The following is an 18893-nucleotide window of genomic DNA, read 5'->3' as shown; positions in this document are numbered from 1 at the left end:
TTTAATGTGGGATTTTGTTTCTAATTTTTCCGTAAAGAAATGTACCGATTAATGCACCTACAATTGTAATTAAAATTGGATAAACTCCTGCGCCTAATAGTACAAATATTGGTCCAGGACAAGCGCCAACCAACGCCCAACCTAACCCGAAGAAAATTCCTCCGATCAAATAACGAGCTATTGATTTTGTTTTGGGCTGAATCACAATTTTTTCACCATCGATATCTTTTGCTTCCTTCTTTTTCATCCATTGTATTCCAATCAAACCGACAACCAAAGCCGAACCGATAAATCCGTACATGTGGAAAGATTGAAAATTGAACATTTCGAAAATGCGGAACCAAGAGGCTGTTTCTGCCTTGTACATGGTTACACCAAAGATAACACCTAATATGATATAAACTAAACTTCTCATGCGATTAAAAAATTAAAGGAAACAAAACGTGAACCATCAAAAGTCCACCGATAAAAAAGCCGATAACAGCGATTAATGAAGGTAATTGCAAATCACTTAAACCCGAAATCGCATGTCCAGATGTACAACCTCCTGCATAGCGCGTTCCAAAACCAATTAATAATCCACCAACAAATAATAAAGCAATATTTTTTACAGACATCGTTTCGAAAATTTCGGTTGGAGAATATGCTTTTCCTGCACTTTCAAATCCCATTGCATTCAATTTTGCAATTGTAGCTTCTGAAATTTCAGGAATTTGATTATCTGATAAGAAATGTACCGAAACAAAACCTCCGATTACTGCGCCAACTAAGAATAATAAATTCCATTTTTGAGCTTTCCAATCAAACGAGAAAAAATCACATGATTTTCCTCCTCCCAAAGCAGAACAAATCGTTCTGAAATTTGAAGAAAATCCAAAACTTTTTCCGAAATAAATCAATAAAAGCATTACAATCGCAATTATTGGTCCGCCAATATACCATGGCCAAGGTTGTAAGATAAATTCCATTTTGTATTTTTTCTAAAACGTGTACAAAGTTGATAAATCTAAATTAAAATGAAAGTTACAAATGTTACAGTTTACTTAAGATATATTATTTCAAAATCAATCCAATAATTTTATAATTTTGACCATCAATGAAAAAAATCAATAAACGAAAAATTTTTAAACGAATGCTTTACTTCCTATTAAGTTTGATTGTAATTCTTGTAATTGCAACTTTCGCGGTTCTACAAATGAATACTTTTGGTGCTGATGCAACTGGAAAACGATTGGAACGAATGAAACAATCGAAGTTGTATAAAAATGGACAATTTCAAAATATTCATCACACGCCAGCATTTGCAGAAGGTTTTGATACCAAAAAAGTGATGTGGGACTTTTTCTTTGGTGCGAAAAATCCAAAACTCAATCCGAAAGATTCTATTCCGCATATTCAGACGGATATCAAATCTATTGATAAATCTGAAAATGTATTTATTTGGTTGGGACATTCGTCTTATTATATTCAATTGGATGGTGTTAATTTCCTAATCGATCCTGTTTTTAGTGATTACGGTTCGCCTTTACCAATTTTCAATAAAGCATTTAAAGGAGCAAATACGTATCACGCAAAAGATTTCCCAAAGATTGATTATTTGGTTATTTCACACGATCATTACGATCACTTGGATTATGAAACAGTGAAAGAATTACGTCCAAAAGTGGAGAAAGTGATTCTTCCGCTTGGAGTTGGCGCACATTTCGAGAAGTGGAATTATCTACCAGAACAATTAATCGAAGAAGAATGGAACACAAGCGTTTCATTAAAAAATAACTTAAAAATTACTTTTACACCAGCTCGTCATTTTTCTGGTAGAAAATTTAAACGAAATACAACACTTTGGACTTCTTATGTATTGGAAACACCTACGCAAAAAATATTTTTAGGTGGTGATAGCGGTTATGATACGCATTTCAAAGAAATTGGAGAAAAATATGGTCCGTTTGATTTTGCGATTCTAGAAAATGGACAATACAACGATGCTTGGAAATACATTCATGCTTTACCAACAGATTTACCTGCGATCATTACCGATTTAAAAGCTAAACATATTATTCCTGTACATGCTGCAAAATTTGCTTTGGCAAAACATGCTTGGGACGAACCTTTGGAAAAAATTATAGAGAATGGTAAGCAAAATAAGCTCGATATTTTGACGCCTATGATTGGTGAACCACTAAATTTGAACGATTCTGTCTTTCACTTCAAAGAATGGTGGAGGGATTAAAACATTTATTACCGAATAATATTCGAAATATTTTTTAATTTTTTAAACAATATTCGAAATTATTGATTTATAATAAGTTTATTCTGAATTATCTTCAGAAAACCATTTGTATTCCGTAATTTTGGCAACTGAAATTTAACTTTAAACAAAAAAATAAACAAAATGGAACTGAATAGAGAACGTCTATTGGAATTGGTGCAAAAATATGGTGCGCCCTTGTATGTATATGATGCGAACAAAATTAGATCGCAATATGAAAAGATGACAAATGCATTTTCTACAGTCAAACGTTTAAAGTTAAATTATGCATGTAAGGCAAACACAAATCTTAATATTTTAAAGTATTTCAAATCACTTGGTTCAGGATTGGATACGGTTTCTATTCAAGAAGTAGAATTGGGATTGATGGCAGGTTTCAAACCAAAAGAAATCATTTATACGCCAAATGGTGTTTCGTATGCTGAAATTAAAAAAGCAATTGATTTAGGTGTTCGCATCAATATCGATAACCTTTCTGTTTTAGAAACATTTGGTCAAGATTTTCCTAAATATCCAGTTTGTGTGCGTATTAATCCACATATTATGGCAGGTGGAAATGCAAATATTTCGGTTGGACATATTGATTCAAAATTCGGAATTTCTATTCACCAATTACCACATATCAAACGTGTTGTAGAAAATACAGGTTTACATTTGGATGGTGTTCACATGCATACAGGTTCTGATATTTTAGATATTGATGTTTTCTTACAAGGAGCTGAAATTTTATTTGAAGTTGCAGCAGAATTCAAGAATTTATCTTATATCGATTTTGGATCAGGATTTAAAGTTCCTTACTATCCAGGCGCAGACGAAACAGATATTGAATATTTAGGAGAGCGTTTATCAGCACGTTTCAATGAGTTCGAAAAAGCGTACGGAAAACCTTTGACATTAATGTTCGAGCCAGGAAAATATATGGTTTCTGAAGCAGGATCTTTCTTAGCAACTGTAAATGTTGTGAAACAAACAACTTCTACTGTTTTTGCTGGAATTGATACAGGTTTCAACCATTTAATTCGTCCAATGTTTTATAGTGCTCATCACGAAATTGAAAATATTTCGAATCCAGAAGGTCGTAGCCGTTATTACACAGTTGTGGGATATATTTGTGAAACAGATACGTTTGGATCGAATCGTAAAATAAATGAAATTAGCGAAGGAGATGTGTTGTGTTTCCACAATGCTGGAGCATATTGTTTCTCGATGGCTTCGAACTACAATTCGCGTTTCAAACCTGCGGAAGTCTTGTTAATTGACGATAAGGATTATTTAATTCGTCGTCGCGAAACAATTCAAGATTTAATCGCAACAACAGAGGATATAAAATTCTAAGCTCAGAATTTTTATATATTTTTATAGTATTTTAAAGCTCAATCTAAGGATTGGGCTTTTTTCTATTTACTTAATTTTAATGGTTTACTTAGAAACATTTCATGAATAACACTTCTAATTAGATTTTCTCTATTCGTCATTGTGTCATCATATTTATATTCAATTCTTTCTTCAATAGGTTTTAAAGGAGAAATACTTGTTGGCTGATTAATATAATTCTTCACATTATCCAAAATCAATTCATTATTCTTTTCAAGCGATAAATCTTGCGAATACTTAAAATCAAAATAGCCAGATTGTTGAGCAAAATTCATCAACAATTTATTTTTTAAATTATCATTCTGAGCAACTTCTTGCGCAAAAAGAGCAATTGGAAAAAGAAAGAATAAAAGTATTTTCATTATCAATCATTTACTGTTTTAAAGTTATGAAAATATTTTAAAGATTCAATCTATCCAATTTTAAAAACTTTACAATGACATTCGTCTTATGCAATTCGAAATGAATTAAATACTTTTGCCTCAAAGTTAGTATATGAAAGAAAAAAAAGATAAACGAAGTGCCTCTCAAAAATTAATAGACGATGCTTTCTTCCTATTTTTGATGATTCTTGGAGCTTTTTGTGTGTTAATAATTCTTGTTGTGGTCTAAAAAATGAAACTATTTGATACTTATTTTAGTTTTTATATTCTGAGTTGGATTTTTATCAAACTTACCCGAATTTATTCCATAGAAATTGAGTATCTCAACCATTATTTAACTGATATTTTTGCGGTACCTGCTATGACGCACTTAGGAAGTTATATCATTTCGAAAATTAAATACAACAATCAAGTTTATGTTTATCCAACAAGTTATTTGGTAATTACTGCTTTTGTTTTGAGTCTTTTATTAGAATTTATTATGCCAAAATTTTCTTCGAATTATACAGCAGATATATTAGATGTTGTCTGTTATTTTATGGGAATTATTTTTTACTTAAAATTCCATAAACCACATGTATTAGAGTTTAAGAATAAGATTATTGAATATTAAATTTCTTTAAGAATTTATAAATTTCTTGATTTGCTCCATAGATTACCAATACATCATCTTTTGTAATTACTGTATTTGATGTAGGAAAACCTTGTACTTCTGGAACAATTTTATATTGACCTAAAAAACTAGCTTCTTCTTTGTTTTTAATAATTGTCATTACCAAAATATTATGTTGCTTTTTGAACTGTATCTCATCAAACGTCTTTCCAACCAATTCATTTGGCGTCACCACCTCTATGATACTGTATTCTTTGTTCAATTCAAAAGAATCTACAACACCTTTTACATTTAGTTTTTTGGTCCAACGCTCAGCAGATTCAGCTTCGGGACGAATAATTTCTGACACTCCAATTGCTTGCAATACATTTTCATGCAATGAATTAATGGAACGACTAATCAAGCGTTTTACATTTTTATTTTTAAAAATAGCCGTCGCCATAATATTTGCGCCTTCATTTTCGCCAATACTCACAATTACAATATCGGTATTATTAAGCGGTAACTTGTTCATAGACAATTCGTCTGTTGCATCCAAACAAATGGTATAAGATAATTTATCTTTCAGAGCTTCAACACGTTGTATATTATTATCAACACCAATAATTTCGTGCCCAAGTTTCACCATTTTCTTTCCAAGCGCTGCTCCAAAATTTCCTAAACCTATAATTATTACTTTCATAATTTTCTTTTAAATTAAAATATCATCTGATGGATAACGATAATTTGACGAAACCGTTTTCTTGAAAAAAGCCATCAAAATTGTAATCATCGAAACACGACCAATAAACATCATTGTAATGACAACAATTTTACTTGGATCGGATAATGTTGGTGTTAAATTTAAAGATAAACCAACTGTTGAATATGCCGAAAAAGCTTCGAATGCAACATCAATGAGATGCAAATGATTATCAAATTTAGTAATCAAAAATATTCCTGTTCCAATCACTAAAAAAGATAATGTCATTGTTGCAAAAGCTTTTTGTACATTGATAGGGCTTAATTCTCTTTTGTAAATTTCGATTTTATTTTTTCCGCGTGCAATATTAATAAAATTAAGAATTGCAATTGCAAAAGTACTCGTTTTAATTCCTCCTCCTGTTGATGCTGGTGAAGCACCAATCCACATTAACAAAATAACCAAAAGTATGGAAGAGAATTGTAAGTGAGAAAAATCGATATTATTAAAACCTGCTGTACGAGGCGTCATTGCAACAAATAAAGCCGAAATAAATTTACCAAAACCATGATGTTGACCTAATGTCAAATAATATTCTTCGAAGAATAAAATGATCGTAGAAATAATTAATATGACTAATGAAGTTATTAAATTTACTTTAGAACTTAACGAAAACACCCAATTTTTACGATTATTCTTGTTGTGAATAATTTTTGAGATTAATTTTCGAATTAAATAATCCACATAACGCAAAATATTAATCAAGATAGGAAAACCTATTCCTCCTAAAAAAATCAAAGTGATTAGAACTGACTGAAAACCATAATTGTGTACAAATCCTTTGTTCATCAAACCGTTGGGCAAAGTCGAAAAACCAGCGTTACAAAAAGCCGAAACCGAATGAAAAATACTGAAAAATAATTTGTCTACAATACTAATATTATATGGTGCAATCGAAATATAAATTAAAGCCGCACCTACTAATTCGATTCCAAAAGTTAAATAAATAATCTTTTTTACAAACGAAAAAACTTCACTCAAAGAGTCATTATTCGCAATACTTCCCAAGGCAATTTGATTCTCATAAGAGCTATTTCCTTTGAAAAAATAAGCAATATATCCGGCAAAAGTCAAAATACCTAAACCTCCTGCCTGAATGAGTAACATCAAAATAAAATGACCAACTGGCGTGTACGTGACATAGGTATCAACAGACGTTAAACCCGTTACACAAACGGCGCTTGTAGACGTGAACAATGCATCTAGAAAAGAAATTGGATGATAAGTTGCTTTTGGTAACATCAATAAACACGCTCCGCCAAAAACTAAAATGAAAAAACTGAAAATAAATAGTTGCGGCGGCGTAATAACTGATCGCTTGAATGTAAAATTAGGCGTAGCAATTTCTCTTACTAATTTTAAAACAATAGCAAATTGCAAATATTTGCTGACAAAAAACCAACTATAATCGGTTATTTGCATTTTAATGCAATAAAGAATAAATAGTATACTTACTATATCAAAAATGATGACTCGCGGAATAATTTTTTCTTTAAAATAAACATATTTAAGTATTGTTCTTAAAATTCCGACAGATAGTAGAATGATAAAAAAAATGTTTATATAAAGTTTATACTCAACAGGAAATCCAAATCCAAACATTACCAATAATGCTATAATAGCTAATGTGTACGATATTGAAAGGATTACGTTAAAAAACTTATTGTTTACTAAAATTCGAAACATATTTGTTTCATAATAATTAAAAAGGCAAATTTATAATTATGTATACTTCTTACAAGTTAATCATTACTTTTTTTTTGAAAAGCTATAAATTAGTTATTAATGTTTTTAAAGATTTTCATTCTACCAACCATAAAAACCATAATCAATCCAAAGCAAGCAAATAACGCATAAGAATATCTCAAATCAAAAGCTTCAGCAATATAACCAATCAGTGGTGGTCCCATTAAAAATCCTAAAAAAGAGATACTCGAAACCATTGCCAATGCAACGCCTGGATTTACATTTTTGTTTTTTCCCGCTACACTATAAACTGTCGGAACATTACACGCAACACCCAATCCAACCATCATAAATGCAATTGTACACACAATAAATTGAGGAAAAAATACTGAAAGCATCAAACCAGAAAACATCAAAATTCCACTAATTTGCATCACGCGTTGTTTTCCATATTTACTGATAAAATAATCACCAACGAAACGTCCTGTTGCCATCATTACCATAAACGAAGCATAACCAACGACAACCAAATTTTGAGGTGCTTTTACGATATCTTGGAAATAAACACCACTCCAATCGAACATCGCACCTTCTGTTGCCATGCTTAGAAAACCTATAATTCCTAGTTGAACCAAAACAGTATCTGGTTTTGAAAAAATAGATTTCTTTTCCTTCGCTGGAGTTGATGTAGAATCGACTAAATATTTTTTATTAATGAACCAGCTCAAAATAATTAAGCCATAAATAATCACAAAATGATAAAATGTATTCACATGCAAATTCATCATCAATAAACCAATCAAAGCACCTGTAAAACCAGCTATACTCCACGCTCCATGAAAAGATGACATAATCGATTTTCCATATATTTTCTCAACCTCAACACCTTGCGTATTCACCGAAATATTGCACATGTTTCCGATTACTCCAAAGAAAAATAACACAGCACCTAATTGATAAAAATTTTGAGCTAGACCTATACAACAAAGTATCAAAGGATAAATTAAAACAACAATTCGTAAGACATTTTTGCTTCCAAATTTCGCTACTAATTTTCCGGAAAGTGCCATTGTACACAATTGACCAATCGGCATTAACAACAACAAAGTTCCTAATTGTCCTTCTGAAATTCCTAAATCTGATTTGATTGTCGGAATACGACTTGCCCATGAAGAAAAGGCTAAACCTTGCGAAAAAAAGAAAAGCGAAACAGCTAAACGAATGCGATTTTTTTGAGTTGATGATAATTCTGTTGATGAATGCATGGCTAAAAAATGATTTGCAAAGTTAAGCTTCTCTCCCGAAATTATAAACTCAAATGCAAAATAGGATAAGCTTTTCCTTCGCCATCTTTTTCAGAACGAGAAATAACCTTAAAACCTTGACTTAAATAAAAATCAATTGCTTGCTGATTTTGTTCATTCACATCAACAGATTTTACATTCAATTCTTGAATAGAAAAATCCAACAACGCCTTCCCTACTCCTTTTCGTCGAAAATCATTGTGAATAAATAACATTTCGAGATTTTGTTCTGCGACACCGACAAATCCTACCAATTTATTCTCAATCTCGTAACCAAATAAAGTAACATGCGGAAAATAATTAGGTAAATTTTCTTTATAATATTCAAAATCTTCTTTTGCTAAAAAATGGTGTGTGTTACTAACCGAACTTACCCAAATATCTCTCAATCTCGGAAAATCTACTTCTTCAATTCTTCTAATCATGACTATAATTAATTTAGACAAAGATATAAACGACTCTTTTCAAAAAAAACAATAAAAATATTCTATTGAGAATCATTTTGTTAAAAATTATTTTAAAAATAATTGTTTTTAGAATTTGGAAAAACGAAAAAGCGTTCTATATTTGCACTCGCAATACCGCAGTAGACTGCGTTATTGGAGAGTTGGCAGAGTGGTCGAATGCGGCAGTCTTGAAAACTGTTGAGGGTCACACCTCCGGGGGTTCGAATCCCTCACTCTCCGCTAAGAAAACCCAATAGAGTAATCTGTTGGTTTTTTTATTTTTCTGAGTTTATAAAGTCTTATAAACCTAAAACTGAATTACCATATTTTCTAGAAATATTAAAATCGATTCAAATTAATTTTGATTATAACTCTTTTAATAAAATTGTTAATCATAATGGAATTGATAAGATAACTGATATTAAAATCGAATCTTTAGACTTCCTAATTTCCTATGCAGATTTTATATTAGAAGATAATGTGATTTCAGATACTGAAATACAAGATTTTACTTTTCTAAAAAGAATTTTTAAGATTAAAGAAGGAGATTTTAGTAAATATAAAAACTTAGAAATGAATGAAATTCTGAAAAAAAGAATTTATTAGGATTTATTCAGACAATTTTGTCAATCAAAAAGAATAGCTTCTAAACCTTAATCTTCAATCTCTTTTTGATTTAAGCTACGACAAATTTGAAGAAATAATAGAAGACGAAATCATAAAATCGTTAATCCAAGTAGCTAATCCTAAAGATCTAGATATTGCGAAATTACCAAAAGGATTTACGCTTATTTAGATACAATTCACAACACTTTTATAATGTTACTTATAAAAGAAATATATTTCACGCCAAAAAATTCTAAACTTCTTCAAAAAATATTTTTTACAAGAAGTTAAATATGCTAATAATTTCCCTAGTGATAGTAGAAATAATACAAATGATGCGGGGTGTGCACCTGCTGCATCTAATTGAACAGCTAGTTTTTATATGCTAACAGGACAAAAAATTAGACCTGAAGCTTGGATCGATTTAGATCCTGGTCAACAAAAGTTATTCAATTCTACAACATCGGGAAGTGGAGCTACTTTAAATTCATATTATAATAACATGACTATTATAGAGAACTAAGTATTATAAAACTGAGTCATTAAAACTTTGACTAGAATAATATAAATTATTTAAAAACGTAAAAAAATATCAAGTCTCCTGTTGAAGTAATTCTTGGCTTGCTAAAAGCTTGAACACTGGTTCAAGCTTTTTTGTTTTCAAACCAAACGAATAGATTTTATGAATATTCTTTTTGTGATAACCTCATCACGAATTCGCTTCCAACGCCATATTCGCTAAATACATCTAGTGTTCCTTTTTGAGCTTCGATAAATTCTTTGCTAATAGCCAAGCCCAAACCTGTACCTTCTTTGTGAGTACCTGGTACACGAAAATAGCGGTCGAAAACTTTGGGTAAAAATTCAGTTGGAATCCCAATTCCTTCGTCTTTAACTTTAAAGGATGTTTCGGTTGTTGTTTGTTCAATAGTAATCCAAATTCGAGCATTTTCGTGAGAATAATGTATTGCATTTGAGATTAGATTTGATAAAACCCAAGCCGTTTTTTCAAGATCAACTTTTATAGATTCTAAATGATTTGGTATATTCGTTTCTATGATTAAATGTTTTTGTTCAGCTAAAGTTTGGTTGGCTTTAACTGCATTTTCTACTATTTCAATAGGGAAGACTTCTGTTTTATTCATTTGAATTGTACCACTTTCTATCTGTGTTAAGTTGAGTAATTCTTTTGTTATTCGCAATAAACGATGTACATCATCGTCAATACTAGTTACCAAATCATTTTGTTCTTCGTTTAATGTTCCTATTTGCTTATTTCGAAGTAATTGCAAACTCATTTCCATAGATGAAATAGGCGTTTTAAATTCATGCGAAACTGTAGCAATAAATCGTGTTTTGGCTGCATCTAGTTCTTTAAATTCGGTAATGTTTCTAAGAATAATCACATGCCCAACAACTTGTTTTATCGTTTCTCCTGTTGGAATTATTTCGATATGAAAAATTTCTTTGGTAAAAAATTGTTCTTTTTCATCCACTACAATTTGCAAAGGTTTTTCGTCTTTTATAATTTCTGTTTCGATATTTTGCAATAACAATCGAATCAAATCATTGTGCAAAGCCAAATCTTTACCTGCCTTATTTACCATTTGTTTAGCAGACAATCCTGTTACTTTTACAGCTTCATTATTCGCGAAAATTACTTGCATTTGTTCATCCAAACCAATTACAACATCGTGCATATTATTAATCAGCGTTTCCATTCTTGTTTTTTGTTTTAGAATAGTTGCTAAATGACTTTCGTTGTATTCTTCTAATTTAGAAGCCATGGTGTTAAAAGATTGCGCTAAATCCCCAAATTCATCTTTTTTGTCTAAATACACGCGCTCTTTGTAATTATTCGAAGCAATTTCCTTGATACTATTCGTCAATTTCTGAATAGGATTAGCAATATTAGATGGAATTTTAATCAAAGAATTAAAGGCTATAAAAATACATGCAATACCTGTGAAAATGATTAATAAAATGGCTTGATTAGCGGTTTTTTCGGCAAATTCACTTTTAATTTCTATGGCTTGCATATTCATTTCCATCATTTCTAAAAGCGAGATTCTAACATCTTTTAATAGTTCTGGAGAATGATTTCCTTCTTTATAAGCATCAAATTTATCTCGAATCTGTTGATTCAATTCTTTTTCACCTTGTTCTGTTGCGTTTAATTCTTGATTTGCTAATTGCTTTTCAAACGATTTGGAATTAAAGTTTTCCGCATCATTTAAATTTCGCATCATACTTTTTGCATAAATCAACGAGTTGTAATTATCATGCAAAATATTTTGTGTATCATTTTTCAATGAATAAATAGACGTAGTTGCTACAGCTGCCAATAATACAATCAATAAAAACAGCAAGCCTAATCCTAAGCGAAGTTTAGTTTTAATTCTCATTTTGATAAAATAATCACATCAACATGTAACGAAGATAGTTTTTTTAGTAATTGATTAAATACATTCGTAGCCAAAATAATCTGGATTAAATTTAACTTTGGTTTTCCCAAACAAACAGTGGTAATATTTCGCAATTCAATTTGTTGAATGATAGCTGTAGAAACCCGTTGATTTTTTACCTTAATAATCTCAGCGCCTAATTCGGTTGCTAATTTTAAATTATAAATGAGATGGCGTTGTTTGTCCAAAGCAATTTTATTAGGATGTTCTTTTGGTGTTTCTACGTACAATACAAACCAACGTGAATTATAATATCCAGCCAAACGAGCGGTTTTTCGAATAACAGTTTTGGCATTTTTATCATTGCTACTAATGCATGCCAAAAAACGCGACGGTTTTGCATAAACAGATGATACATATTCGGTTTCAACCTTTTTTTCTACATGAGAAGCAACTTCTTTTAAAGCTAATTCACGCAATTGTAAAATATTTGATGGAATAAAAAAGTTGTTTAAAGCCGTTTGAATTTTATCTTTCGGATAAATTTTTCCTGTTTTTAATCGTTCAATTAAATCATCTGCTGTTAAATCAATATTTACAATCTCATCTGCTTGTTCCAAAATTATATCAGGAATTCGTTCCGAAACATCAATTGTTGTAATTTCGGAAATACTATTATTCAAACTTTCTAAATGTTGAATATTAACAGCAGAAATAACATTGATACCAGCATCTAAAATTTCCATAACATCTTGCCAGCGTTTCGCATGTTTGCTTCCAAAAACATTAGAATGTGCTAACTCATCCACAATAACAATTTCGGGTCTTTGTCTTAGGATTTCTTCCAAATCCATTTCTTCGACAGATTTACCTTTGTAGTAAATTATTTTTCGTGGAATTATGGTTAATCCTATAACAAAATTTTCTGTTTCGACACGTTTATGCGTTTCGATATATCCAATTTTTACATCGATCTTATTTTTTTGCAATTCGTGGGCTTCTTGCAACATACGATACGATTTTCCAACGCCAGCGCACATTCCAATATATACCTTAAACTTGCCTCGTTTCGATTTCCGAATCAAGGCAAGAAAGTCTTCTGCTGTATGTTGTGTTTCTTTTTCCATTTATAATTTTAATGCTAAAGAAGTTGTGAAAAATGTTTCATTTGATACATTTTTATCATTTCGAAAATAGATATCATCTTTACTCGAAAAACTTCTAATTTCTGTTCTCCACATCAAATTATTTGTAAAATAATGATCTAAATTCAAAGAAAAGCCGACTGTTTTGAAACCATTTTGTGTATTCGTTGAGATTATTACACCTTTTTCGTCAGCATAATATTCGGCACGTGCAGTTGCAGACCATTTTTCATTGAATGTATATTGCCCAACTAAAATAGGACTGTACCAAATATTATAACTGTCTGATCGTTTCGATTTTTGTTGTGCACCAATATCAAAACCTGCGGTTATTGAAAGCTTTTTAATAGGTTTAAAAACAGCATAAAGATGATGGAAATAACGCATTTGACGCAAAGAATCAGGAGTATCGCTACCAATAAACGAACTGCTGTTGATCGAAAATTTTTCATTTGGAGTGTAAGTAATTTGATGTCCAAAAGCTGGTGTAGAATTACCATCAAGACGCTTGATACGTTGCCAACCATTTAAATAATGCAAACTTATTGCCCATTTGTTATTAGGCGAAATATAACTCAGTTTAACACCAGTTGAAAAATATGGTGAATTCTCTGCCTGAATACTTCGTGTAAGCGTTGCAACATTAGCACCAATTGCGCTTTCAAATCCAATGTGAGAAGGCATAATACCTGCATCTAGCCATAAATTTTTATTCTTTGAAAGTTTGATACCGATATTTGCTTCGTAAATATTTCTTAAACCATCAGGTTCTGCAGCAAGATTTGATTGCGCATAAGTTCCTGCCATTAAAGCAAGATTTCCTCGAACTCGTTCATCAGTGTATTGCAATTGAATTGTACCGAAGTTTAAATTCACCTCATTATGTCGATTAAACGAATACAAATAATTCGGAAGCTGATTGTTTTTTGGTTGATTAAAATCGTAGGTATAATAAACTTCTGCATAACCAGAAAGTTTTAATTTCTGAATAGAATCGTTTTGAGCTTGAACATTTAAACCCAAAATAAAAGAACCAAAAGCAAGTATTTTTTTCATTATTTCGATAATTTATCCAATTCGATATTCAGTTTTAACACATTGATTTTATCAGGACCTAAACTACCTAATAAAGGTTTTTCAATTTGGTTATCAATTAATTCTTTTACTTTTTCGTGATCTAAACCTCGAGCTTTTGTAATTCGATCAACTTGCACAATTGCTCCTTGAACTGAAATATTAGGATCTAAACCACTTCCACTAGCTGTAATTAAATCTACAGGAACGTCTTCTTTTTTTACCGTTGGATTTTTTTGAAGAAAATCATTTAAGCGTTTTTCAACTTCTTGCAAATATTCTTCATTATTTGATCCTTTGTTACTTGCACCAGAACCTGCTGCATTGTAATCTACAGCCGATGGTCGTCCCCAGAAATAATGATCTTTTGAAAATGATTGTCCAATATTTTCGTAATAATGCTGATTGTTTTTATCGGCAACTAAAAAACCTTTTCCTTGATTTGGAGAAAGTTGAGCAATTCCCCACATAGCTAACGGATATAGTACCATTAAAAGGAGCATTAAGCTAAATGTTAGTAAAATTGCTTTTATACTATTTTGTTTCATTTTGTATTAGTTTTAAAAATTGCTGTTTTGAATTTTATTAATAGAATATTGAACTCCTTCAAAACAGCTCATTACATTAATTAAAAAAATATGGAAATAAAGATGTCGATTAGTTTTATTCCGATAAATGGAACGATTATTCCTCCAATTCCATAAATCAGTAAATTTCTTCTCAAAAGTGCACTTGCTCCAATTGGTTTGTATGGAACACCTTTTAATGCTAAAGGAATCAAGAAAGGAATAATGATCGCATTGAAAATAACAGCTGATAAAATAGCGGTTTCGGGACTATGTAAATTCATGATGTTTAATCCTTGTAAGGCAGGAATTGCTGTAATAAATAAAGCGGGTATGATGGCAAAATATTTTGCTACATCGTTGGCAATACTAAAGGTTGTTAAGGTTCCGCGCGTCATTAATAATTGTTTTCCGATTTCAACAACTTCAATTAATTTGGTTGGATCATTATCTAAATCCACCATATTTCCGGCTTCTTTTGCTGCTTGCGTACCACTGTTCATGGCTACACCAACATTAGCTTGCGCCAGAGCAGGAGCGTCATTTGTACCATCGCCCATCATCGCAACCAAACGACCTTCGGTTTGTTCTTTTTTGATGTAATTCATTTTATCCTCCGGTTTTGCTTCCGCAATAAAATCGTCTACACCTGCTTTTTCTGCGATAAATTTAGCAGTCATAGGATTATCACCTGTTACCATAACCGTTTTGATTCCCATTTTACGTAAACGAGCAAAGCGTTCTTGAATTCCAGGTTTAATAATATCTTGTAGTTCGATCACTCCTAAAACTTGTTCATTTTGAGAAACAACTAAAGGTGTTCCTCCATTTTGAGCAATCTCATTGGCTTTCATTTGAATTTCGTTTGGAAAAGTATTTCCAGCATTTTCAACCAAATTTTTGATAGCATCTAGAGCTCCTTTTCGAATACGGATTTGATCAAAATCAATTCCTGAACAACGTGTTTCTGCGCTAAAATTGATGAAAATAGGATGTTGAATTGCGTATTTTAATGGATCTATCTGAACTAATTCTACAATTGATTTTCCTTCAGGAGTTTCATCACTCATCGAACTAAGCACTGCTGCTTTTTCTAAAGCTTCCATTTCTATTCCAATTGCAGGATATAAAGCTGTTGCTTTACGATTTCCGATTGTAATGGTTCCTGTTTTATCCAATAATAAAACATCTATATCGCCTGCTGTTTCTACTGCTTTTCCACTTTTTGTAATGACATTTGCGCGCAAAGCTCTGTCCATTCCAGCAATTCCGATTGCGGATAATAAACCTCCAATAGTGGTTGGAATTAAACATACAAATAATGAGATTAAAGCGCCAATGGTAATGGGAACATTTGCATAATCAGCGAAAGGTTTTAGGGTAACCATAACAATGACAAATACTAATGTAAAAGCAGCTAATAAAATGGTTAAAGCAATTTCATTTGGAGATTTCTGACGATTTGCACCTTCAACTAATGCAATCATTTTATCTAAAAAACTTTCTCCTGGTTGTGTCGTAACTTTGACTTTAATTCGATCCGAAAGAACTTTTGTTCCTCCAGTAACCGAACTTTTATCGCCTCCAGCTTCACGAATTACAGGTGCACTTTCTCCTGTAATAGCACTTTCGTCGATCGTTGCTAAACCTTCTATAATTTCACCATCGGTTGGAATTATATCTCCAGCTTCACAGATAAAAATCATATCTTTGATTAGAGCAGAAGACGAAATGATTTCACCATTTTCTAATTTAGCAGGCGTTTCTTCTCGCGTTTTACGTAAACTATCAGCTTGAGCTTTTCCTCTTGCTTCAGCAATTGCTTCAGCAAAATTGGCAAATAATAATGTAAAAAGAAGTAAGATGAAAATTGAAAAATTATACCCAAAACTACCTTGAGATGTTTCACCTAAAAGAATCCAAAAGCAAACTCCTAACATAATTGCAGTACCAATTTCTACAGCAAACATGACAGGGTTTTTATATAAAGTTGCTGGATTTAGTTTGATGAAAGCTTCTTTGAAGGCTGTTTGTACCAATGTTTTTTCAAATAAATTGGTTTTATTTTCTCGTGTCATTTTCTAAAATTTTGGAGTTGAAAAATAATCAGCAATGGGACCTAAGGTTAAAGCTGGAAAAAATGCTAAGGCTGCAACAATTAAGATGATGGCAAAAACAATACTTCCAAAAGTTGCTGTATCGGTTGCTAAAGTTCCTGAACCTTCTGGAACAAAATGTTTTTTTGCTAATAATCCAGCAATTGCAACAGGACCAATTATAGGTAAGAATCGTCCTAAAATTAATACAAAACCAGTTGCAATATTCCAAAATGGAGTGTTGTCTCCTAATCCTTCAAAACCAGAACCGTTGTTTGCAGCAGATGAAGTAAATTCATATAACATTTCACTAAATCCATGATACGAGGAGTTGTTTAAGGTTGATAGTGTTTCACTTGGTATTCCAGCAGCCAAAGCTGTTCCTACTAAAATCAAGAATGGATGTAAAAGGGTAATCATCATGGCGATTTTCATTTCTTTGGCTTCTATTTTTTTTCCAAAAATTTCAGGTGTTCTACCAACCATCAATCCACTAATAAATACCGCTAAAATTACAAATACAAAGAAGTTTAAAATACCAACTCCTACACCTCCATAAACACTGTTGATCATCATAGCTAACAGTTCATTCATCCCAGATAATGGCATTGTACTATCGTGCATAGAATTGACTGAACCTGTAGAAATAACGGTTGTTGCGATGCTCCAAAATCCTGAAGCGGCAGAACCAATTCGAACTTCTTTACCTTCCATTGCACCTAATGAATTATCAATACCGAGTCTTTCAATCATTGGATTTCCTTGCGATTCCATGTAAACATTCGGAATCGTTAAACATAGAAAGCCAACAGTCATGACACCAAACATCATCCAAGCAAATTTTCTGCGATTAGTATAAACGCCAAATGCAAATAACATCGCCAACGGAATCAGCATTTGTGCAATCATTTCCGTCATATTACTTATATATGTTGGATTTTCGAATGGGTGTGCAGAGTTGGTACCAAAGAATCCTCCGCCATTTGTTCCTAAATGTTTTATGGCTATAAAAGCTGCTGCAGGTCCTCGAGAAACTTCCACTTTATTTCCTTCTAAAGTCATCATTTCATCTTTTCCTTCAAATGTCATTGGAGTTCCTTGAAAAATTAAGATTGATGATACAATTACACATAATGGCAATAAAATACGCGTAATCGATTTGATGAAATAAGTATAAAAATTACCTAAAGTTGTCGTTGTTTTTTGTCGAAAGGCTTCAAATAATGTAACTGCTGCTGCCATACCGGTTGCTGCACTCACAAATTGTAAAAACATCAGCCATAATTGCGCTAAATAACTTACGCCTGTTTCTCCTGAATAGTGTTGTAAATTACAATTCACTACAAACGAAATAATCGTATTGAAAGCCAAATCAGGACTCATACTTGGATTTTTATCTGGATTAAAAGGCAACAGACCTTGTGTCATTAATAGGATAAATCCAATGATAAACCAAATCAAGTTAATCGTTAATAATGCACTTAAATGTTGTTTCCAATTCATCTGTTCCTCCGAATTGATACCTGATATTTTGAATAACAACTTTTCTATTGGGGAAATTAATCGGTCTAAAAAAGTTGGTTTATTGAGATAAACACGTGCAATATAATTTCCTAACGGAATGGAAAGAGCGATCGCAACTAAAAATTGTACGATAACGCCAAATATTTCTGAATTCATTTTTACGAATAATTAAGTTTAAAATTTTTCGGGTTTTAATAGCACATATACCAAGTATACAAACAAGGCAATGGCGATGATTAATAAGAAAATCATGGTGAAGAATTATATATTATCAAAAAAGTCAATGGATTTGAAGAATACTCCAAAACATAAAATACCAGCTAATAGTAATACAATTGTTATCATATTCCTGAATGATAAATTTGTTTAACATATTCTGATTTCAAATTCATTGGAAACAAATTCAAAAACTGTTTTCGGTTTTTGAAATCCGCTTCAATCATCAAAGTAACGGGTAGTATAAACAGATTATTGATGTATGTTTTACCCAAATCATTTGTTTTTGAAAACAATTTTCCTACACTATAACATAGCTGTTTTACACGTGCTGGATTATTATCTAAAATGTTTTGCAGTACTTTACTTTTAAGTTCTTTGACTTCATCTAATGAAATCGTTTGTTTCATTTTCATTTTGTAGATTTTTAAATTTCTCTACATA

19 protein-coding genes and 1 tRNA gene are annotated in these 18893 nt (G+C 31.6%); 5 read left to right on the top strand and 15 right to left on the bottom strand.

The features are described from left to right. Position 1: 1 nt before the first annotated feature. Positions 2 to 415 carry a YeeE/YedE family protein gene (locus tag B4J88_RS03465; protein ID WP_135836085.1) on the bottom strand — a complete coding sequence of 138 codons (414 nt, stop codon included), beginning with the start codon at positions 413 to 415 and terminating at the stop codon, positions 2 to 4. A gap of 4 nt (positions 416 to 419) precedes the next feature. Next, a complete protein-coding gene (locus B4J88_RS03460; protein WP_291066398.1) occupies positions 420 to 968 on the bottom strand; it encodes a YeeE/YedE family protein in 549 nt (182 codons plus the stop codon). Between the two features lie 128 nt (positions 969 to 1096). Here B4J88_RS03460 and B4J88_RS03455 point away from each other — a divergent pair, with 128 nt between their 5' ends. Together B4J88_RS03455 and lysA are read left to right on the top strand one after the other, a co-directional pair. Further along, the gene (locus B4J88_RS03455; RefSeq protein WP_291066396.1) at positions 1097 to 2230 is read left to right on the top strand and encodes an MBL fold metallo-hydrolase; all 1134 of its coding nucleotides are present in this window, start codon (positions 1097 to 1099) and stop codon (positions 2228 to 2230) included. Positions 2231 to 2392: 162 nt separating this feature from the next. Next, on the top strand, positions 2393 to 3604 hold the full coding sequence (gene lysA, locus B4J88_RS03450; protein WP_125350173.1) for a diaminopimelate decarboxylase: 1212 nt from the start codon (positions 2393 to 2395) through the stop codon (positions 3602 to 3604). 62 nt (positions 3605 to 3666) lie between these two features. Here the strand turns inward: lysA and B4J88_RS03445 are convergent, their stop codons facing one another. Then, complete coding sequence (locus B4J88_RS03445; protein WP_291066394.1) at positions 3667 to 4005, bottom strand: hypothetical protein; 339 nt, start codon at positions 4003 to 4005, stop codon at positions 3667 to 3669. A 253-nt stretch (positions 4006 to 4258) separates the two neighbouring features. Here B4J88_RS03445 and B4J88_RS03440 point away from each other — a divergent pair, with 253 nt between their 5' ends. Beyond that, positions 4259 to 4639: a hypothetical protein gene (locus B4J88_RS03440; RefSeq protein ID WP_180906033.1), complete on the top strand. Its 381-nt coding sequence runs from the start codon at positions 4259 to 4261 to the stop codon at positions 4637 to 4639. Here the strand turns inward: B4J88_RS03440 and B4J88_RS03435 are convergent. From B4J88_RS03435 to B4J88_RS03420, 4 genes are all read right to left on the bottom strand, one after another. Further along, entirely contained in the window at positions 4626 to 5321 is a 696-nt protein-coding gene (locus B4J88_RS03435) for a potassium channel family protein (RefSeq protein ID WP_291066392.1), read from the bottom strand. The genes B4J88_RS03440 and B4J88_RS03435 overlap by 14 nt on opposite strands. 9 nt (positions 5322 to 5330) lie before the next feature. Next, positions 5331 to 6803, bottom strand: a complete 1473-nt coding sequence (locus tag B4J88_RS03430; RefSeq protein WP_291066390.1) for a TrkH family potassium uptake protein — start codon at positions 6801 to 6803, stop codon at positions 5331 to 5333. Between the two features lie 353 nt (positions 6804 to 7156). Next, positions 7157 to 8332, bottom strand: a complete 1176-nt coding sequence (locus B4J88_RS03425) for an MFS transporter (RefSeq protein WP_291066388.1) — start codon at positions 8330 to 8332, stop codon at positions 7157 to 7159. 41 nt (positions 8333 to 8373) lie between these two features. Next, the gene (locus B4J88_RS03420) at positions 8374 to 8796 is read right to left on the bottom strand and encodes a GNAT family N-acetyltransferase (protein WP_291066386.1); all 423 of its coding nucleotides are present in this window, start codon (positions 8794 to 8796) and stop codon (positions 8374 to 8376) included. 176 nt (positions 8797 to 8972) lie between these two features. Between B4J88_RS03420 and B4J88_RS03415 the strand changes: the two genes are divergently transcribed. Then, positions 8973 to 9057, top strand: a tRNA-Ser gene (locus tag B4J88_RS03415). A gap of 748 nt (positions 9058 to 9805) precedes the next feature. Then, positions 9806 to 9946 (top strand): hypothetical protein, encoded by a 141-nt coding sequence (locus B4J88_RS03410; protein ID WP_291066384.1) that lies wholly within the window; start codon positions 9806 to 9808, stop codon positions 9944 to 9946. Positions 9947 to 10103: 157 nt separating this feature from the next. On the opposite strand, the gene B4J88_RS03405 is transcribed toward B4J88_RS03410, so the two are convergent. From B4J88_RS03405 to B4J88_RS03375, 8 genes are all read right to left on the bottom strand, one after another. Continuing rightward, positions 10104 to 11828 carry a HAMP domain-containing sensor histidine kinase gene (locus tag B4J88_RS03405; RefSeq protein WP_286484633.1) on the bottom strand — a complete coding sequence of 575 codons (1725 nt, stop codon included), beginning with the start codon at positions 11826 to 11828 and terminating at the stop codon, positions 10104 to 10106. Next, positions 11825 to 12955: a sensor protein KdpD gene (locus B4J88_RS03400; protein ID WP_291066381.1), complete on the bottom strand. Its 1131-nt coding sequence runs from the start codon at positions 12953 to 12955 to the stop codon at positions 11825 to 11827. Before B4J88_RS03400 ends, B4J88_RS03405 begins: the two co-directional genes overlap by 4 nt. Continuing rightward, the gene (locus B4J88_RS03395; RefSeq protein WP_291066379.1) at positions 12956 to 14029 is read right to left on the bottom strand and encodes a porin; all 1074 of its coding nucleotides are present in this window, start codon (positions 14027 to 14029) and stop codon (positions 12956 to 12958) included. Further along, positions 14029 to 14595, bottom strand: a complete 567-nt coding sequence (gene kdpC / locus B4J88_RS03390) for a potassium-transporting ATPase subunit KdpC (RefSeq protein WP_291066377.1) — start codon at positions 14593 to 14595, stop codon at positions 14029 to 14031. Before kdpC ends, B4J88_RS03395 begins: the two co-directional genes overlap by 1 nt. Positions 14596 to 14675: 80 nt before the next feature. Further along, positions 14676 to 16691 (bottom strand): potassium-transporting ATPase subunit KdpB, encoded by a 2016-nt coding sequence (gene kdpB, locus B4J88_RS03385; protein ID WP_291066375.1) that lies wholly within the window; start codon positions 16689 to 16691, stop codon positions 14676 to 14678. Between the two features lie 3 nt (positions 16692 to 16694). Further along, positions 16695 to 18389: a potassium-transporting ATPase subunit KdpA gene (kdpA, locus tag B4J88_RS03380; RefSeq protein WP_114999277.1), complete on the bottom strand. Its 1695-nt coding sequence runs from the start codon at positions 18387 to 18389 to the stop codon at positions 16695 to 16697. A gap of 18 nt (positions 18390 to 18407) precedes the next feature. Then, positions 18408 to 18485: a K(+)-transporting ATPase subunit F gene (gene kdpF / locus B4J88_RS15195; RefSeq protein WP_369012327.1), complete on the bottom strand. Its 78-nt coding sequence runs from the start codon at positions 18483 to 18485 to the stop codon at positions 18408 to 18410. A gap of 89 nt (positions 18486 to 18574) precedes the next feature. Further along, complete coding sequence (locus tag B4J88_RS03375; protein ID WP_114999274.1) at positions 18575 to 18865, bottom strand: DUF7674 family protein; 291 nt, start codon at positions 18863 to 18865, stop codon at positions 18575 to 18577. Positions 18866 to 18893 lie beyond the last annotated feature (28 nt).

It is taken from the genome of Empedobacter sp. UBA5036, assembly GCF_002415215.1.
Lineage (GTDB): Bacteria > Bacteroidota > Bacteroidia > Flavobacteriales > Weeksellaceae > Empedobacter > Empedobacter falsenii_B.
Note: the sequence above shows the minus strand (reverse complement) of the source record. Positions and strands in the feature narration are given on the sequence as shown.

Coding starts and splice junctions, on each gene's coding strand:
- B4J88_RS03460 (WP_291066398.1), bottom strand. CDS start 968: ATGGAATTTATCTTACAACCTTGGCCATGGTATATTGGCGGACCAATA.
- B4J88_RS03465 (WP_135836085.1), bottom strand. CDS start 415: ATGAGAAGTTTAGTTTATATCATATTAGGTGTTATCTTTGGTGTAACC.
- B4J88_RS03410 (WP_291066384.1), top strand. CDS start 9,806: ATGCTAACAGGACAAAAAATTAGACCTGAAGCTTGGATCGATTTAGAT.
- B4J88_RS03435 (WP_291066392.1), bottom strand. CDS start 5,321: ATGAAAGTAATAATTATAGGTTTAGGAAATTTTGGAGCAGCGCTTGGA.
- lysA (WP_125350173.1), top strand. CDS start 2,393: ATGGAACTGAATAGAGAACGTCTATTGGAATTGGTGCAAAAATATGGT.
- B4J88_RS03430 (WP_291066390.1), bottom strand. CDS start 6,803: ATGCAAATAACCGATTATAGTTGGTTTTTTGTCAGCAAATATTTGCAA.
- B4J88_RS03405 (WP_286484633.1), bottom strand. CDS start 11,828: ATGAGAATTAAAACTAAACTTCGCTTAGGATTAGGCTTGCTGTTTTTA.
- kdpA (WP_114999277.1), bottom strand. CDS start 18,389: ATGAATTCAGAAATATTTGGCGTTATCGTACAATTTTTAGTTGCGATC.
- B4J88_RS03455 (WP_291066396.1), top strand. CDS start 1,097: ATGAAAAAAATCAATAAACGAAAAATTTTTAAACGAATGCTTTACTTC.
- kdpB (WP_291066375.1), bottom strand. CDS start 16,691: ATGACACGAGAAAATAAAACCAATTTATTTGAAAAAACATTGGTACAA.
- B4J88_RS03445 (WP_291066394.1), bottom strand. CDS start 4,005: ATGAAAATACTTTTATTCTTTCTTTTTCCAATTGCTCTTTTTGCGCAA.
- B4J88_RS03375 (WP_114999274.1), bottom strand. CDS start 18,865: ATGAAAATGAAACAAACGATTTCATTAGATGAAGTCAAAGAACTTAAA.
- B4J88_RS03425 (WP_291066388.1), bottom strand. CDS start 8,332: ATGCATTCATCAACAGAATTATCATCAACTCAAAAAAATCGCATTCGT.
- kdpC (WP_291066377.1), bottom strand. CDS start 14,595: ATGAAACAAAATAGTATAAAAGCAATTTTACTAACATTTAGCTTAATG.
- B4J88_RS03395 (WP_291066379.1), bottom strand. CDS start 14,029: ATGAAAAAAATACTTGCTTTTGGTTCTTTTATTTTGGGTTTAAATGTT.
- kdpF (WP_369012327.1), bottom strand. CDS start 18,485: ATGATTTTCTTATTAATCATCGCCATTGCCTTGTTTGTATACTTGGTA.
- B4J88_RS03400 (WP_291066381.1), bottom strand. CDS start 12,955: ATGGAAAAAGAAACACAACATACAGCAGAAGACTTTCTTGCCTTGATT.
- B4J88_RS03440 (WP_180906033.1), top strand. CDS start 4,259: ATGAAACTATTTGATACTTATTTTAGTTTTTATATTCTGAGTTGGATT.
- B4J88_RS03420 (WP_291066386.1), bottom strand. CDS start 8,796: ATGATTAGAAGAATTGAAGAAGTAGATTTTCCGAGATTGAGAGATATT.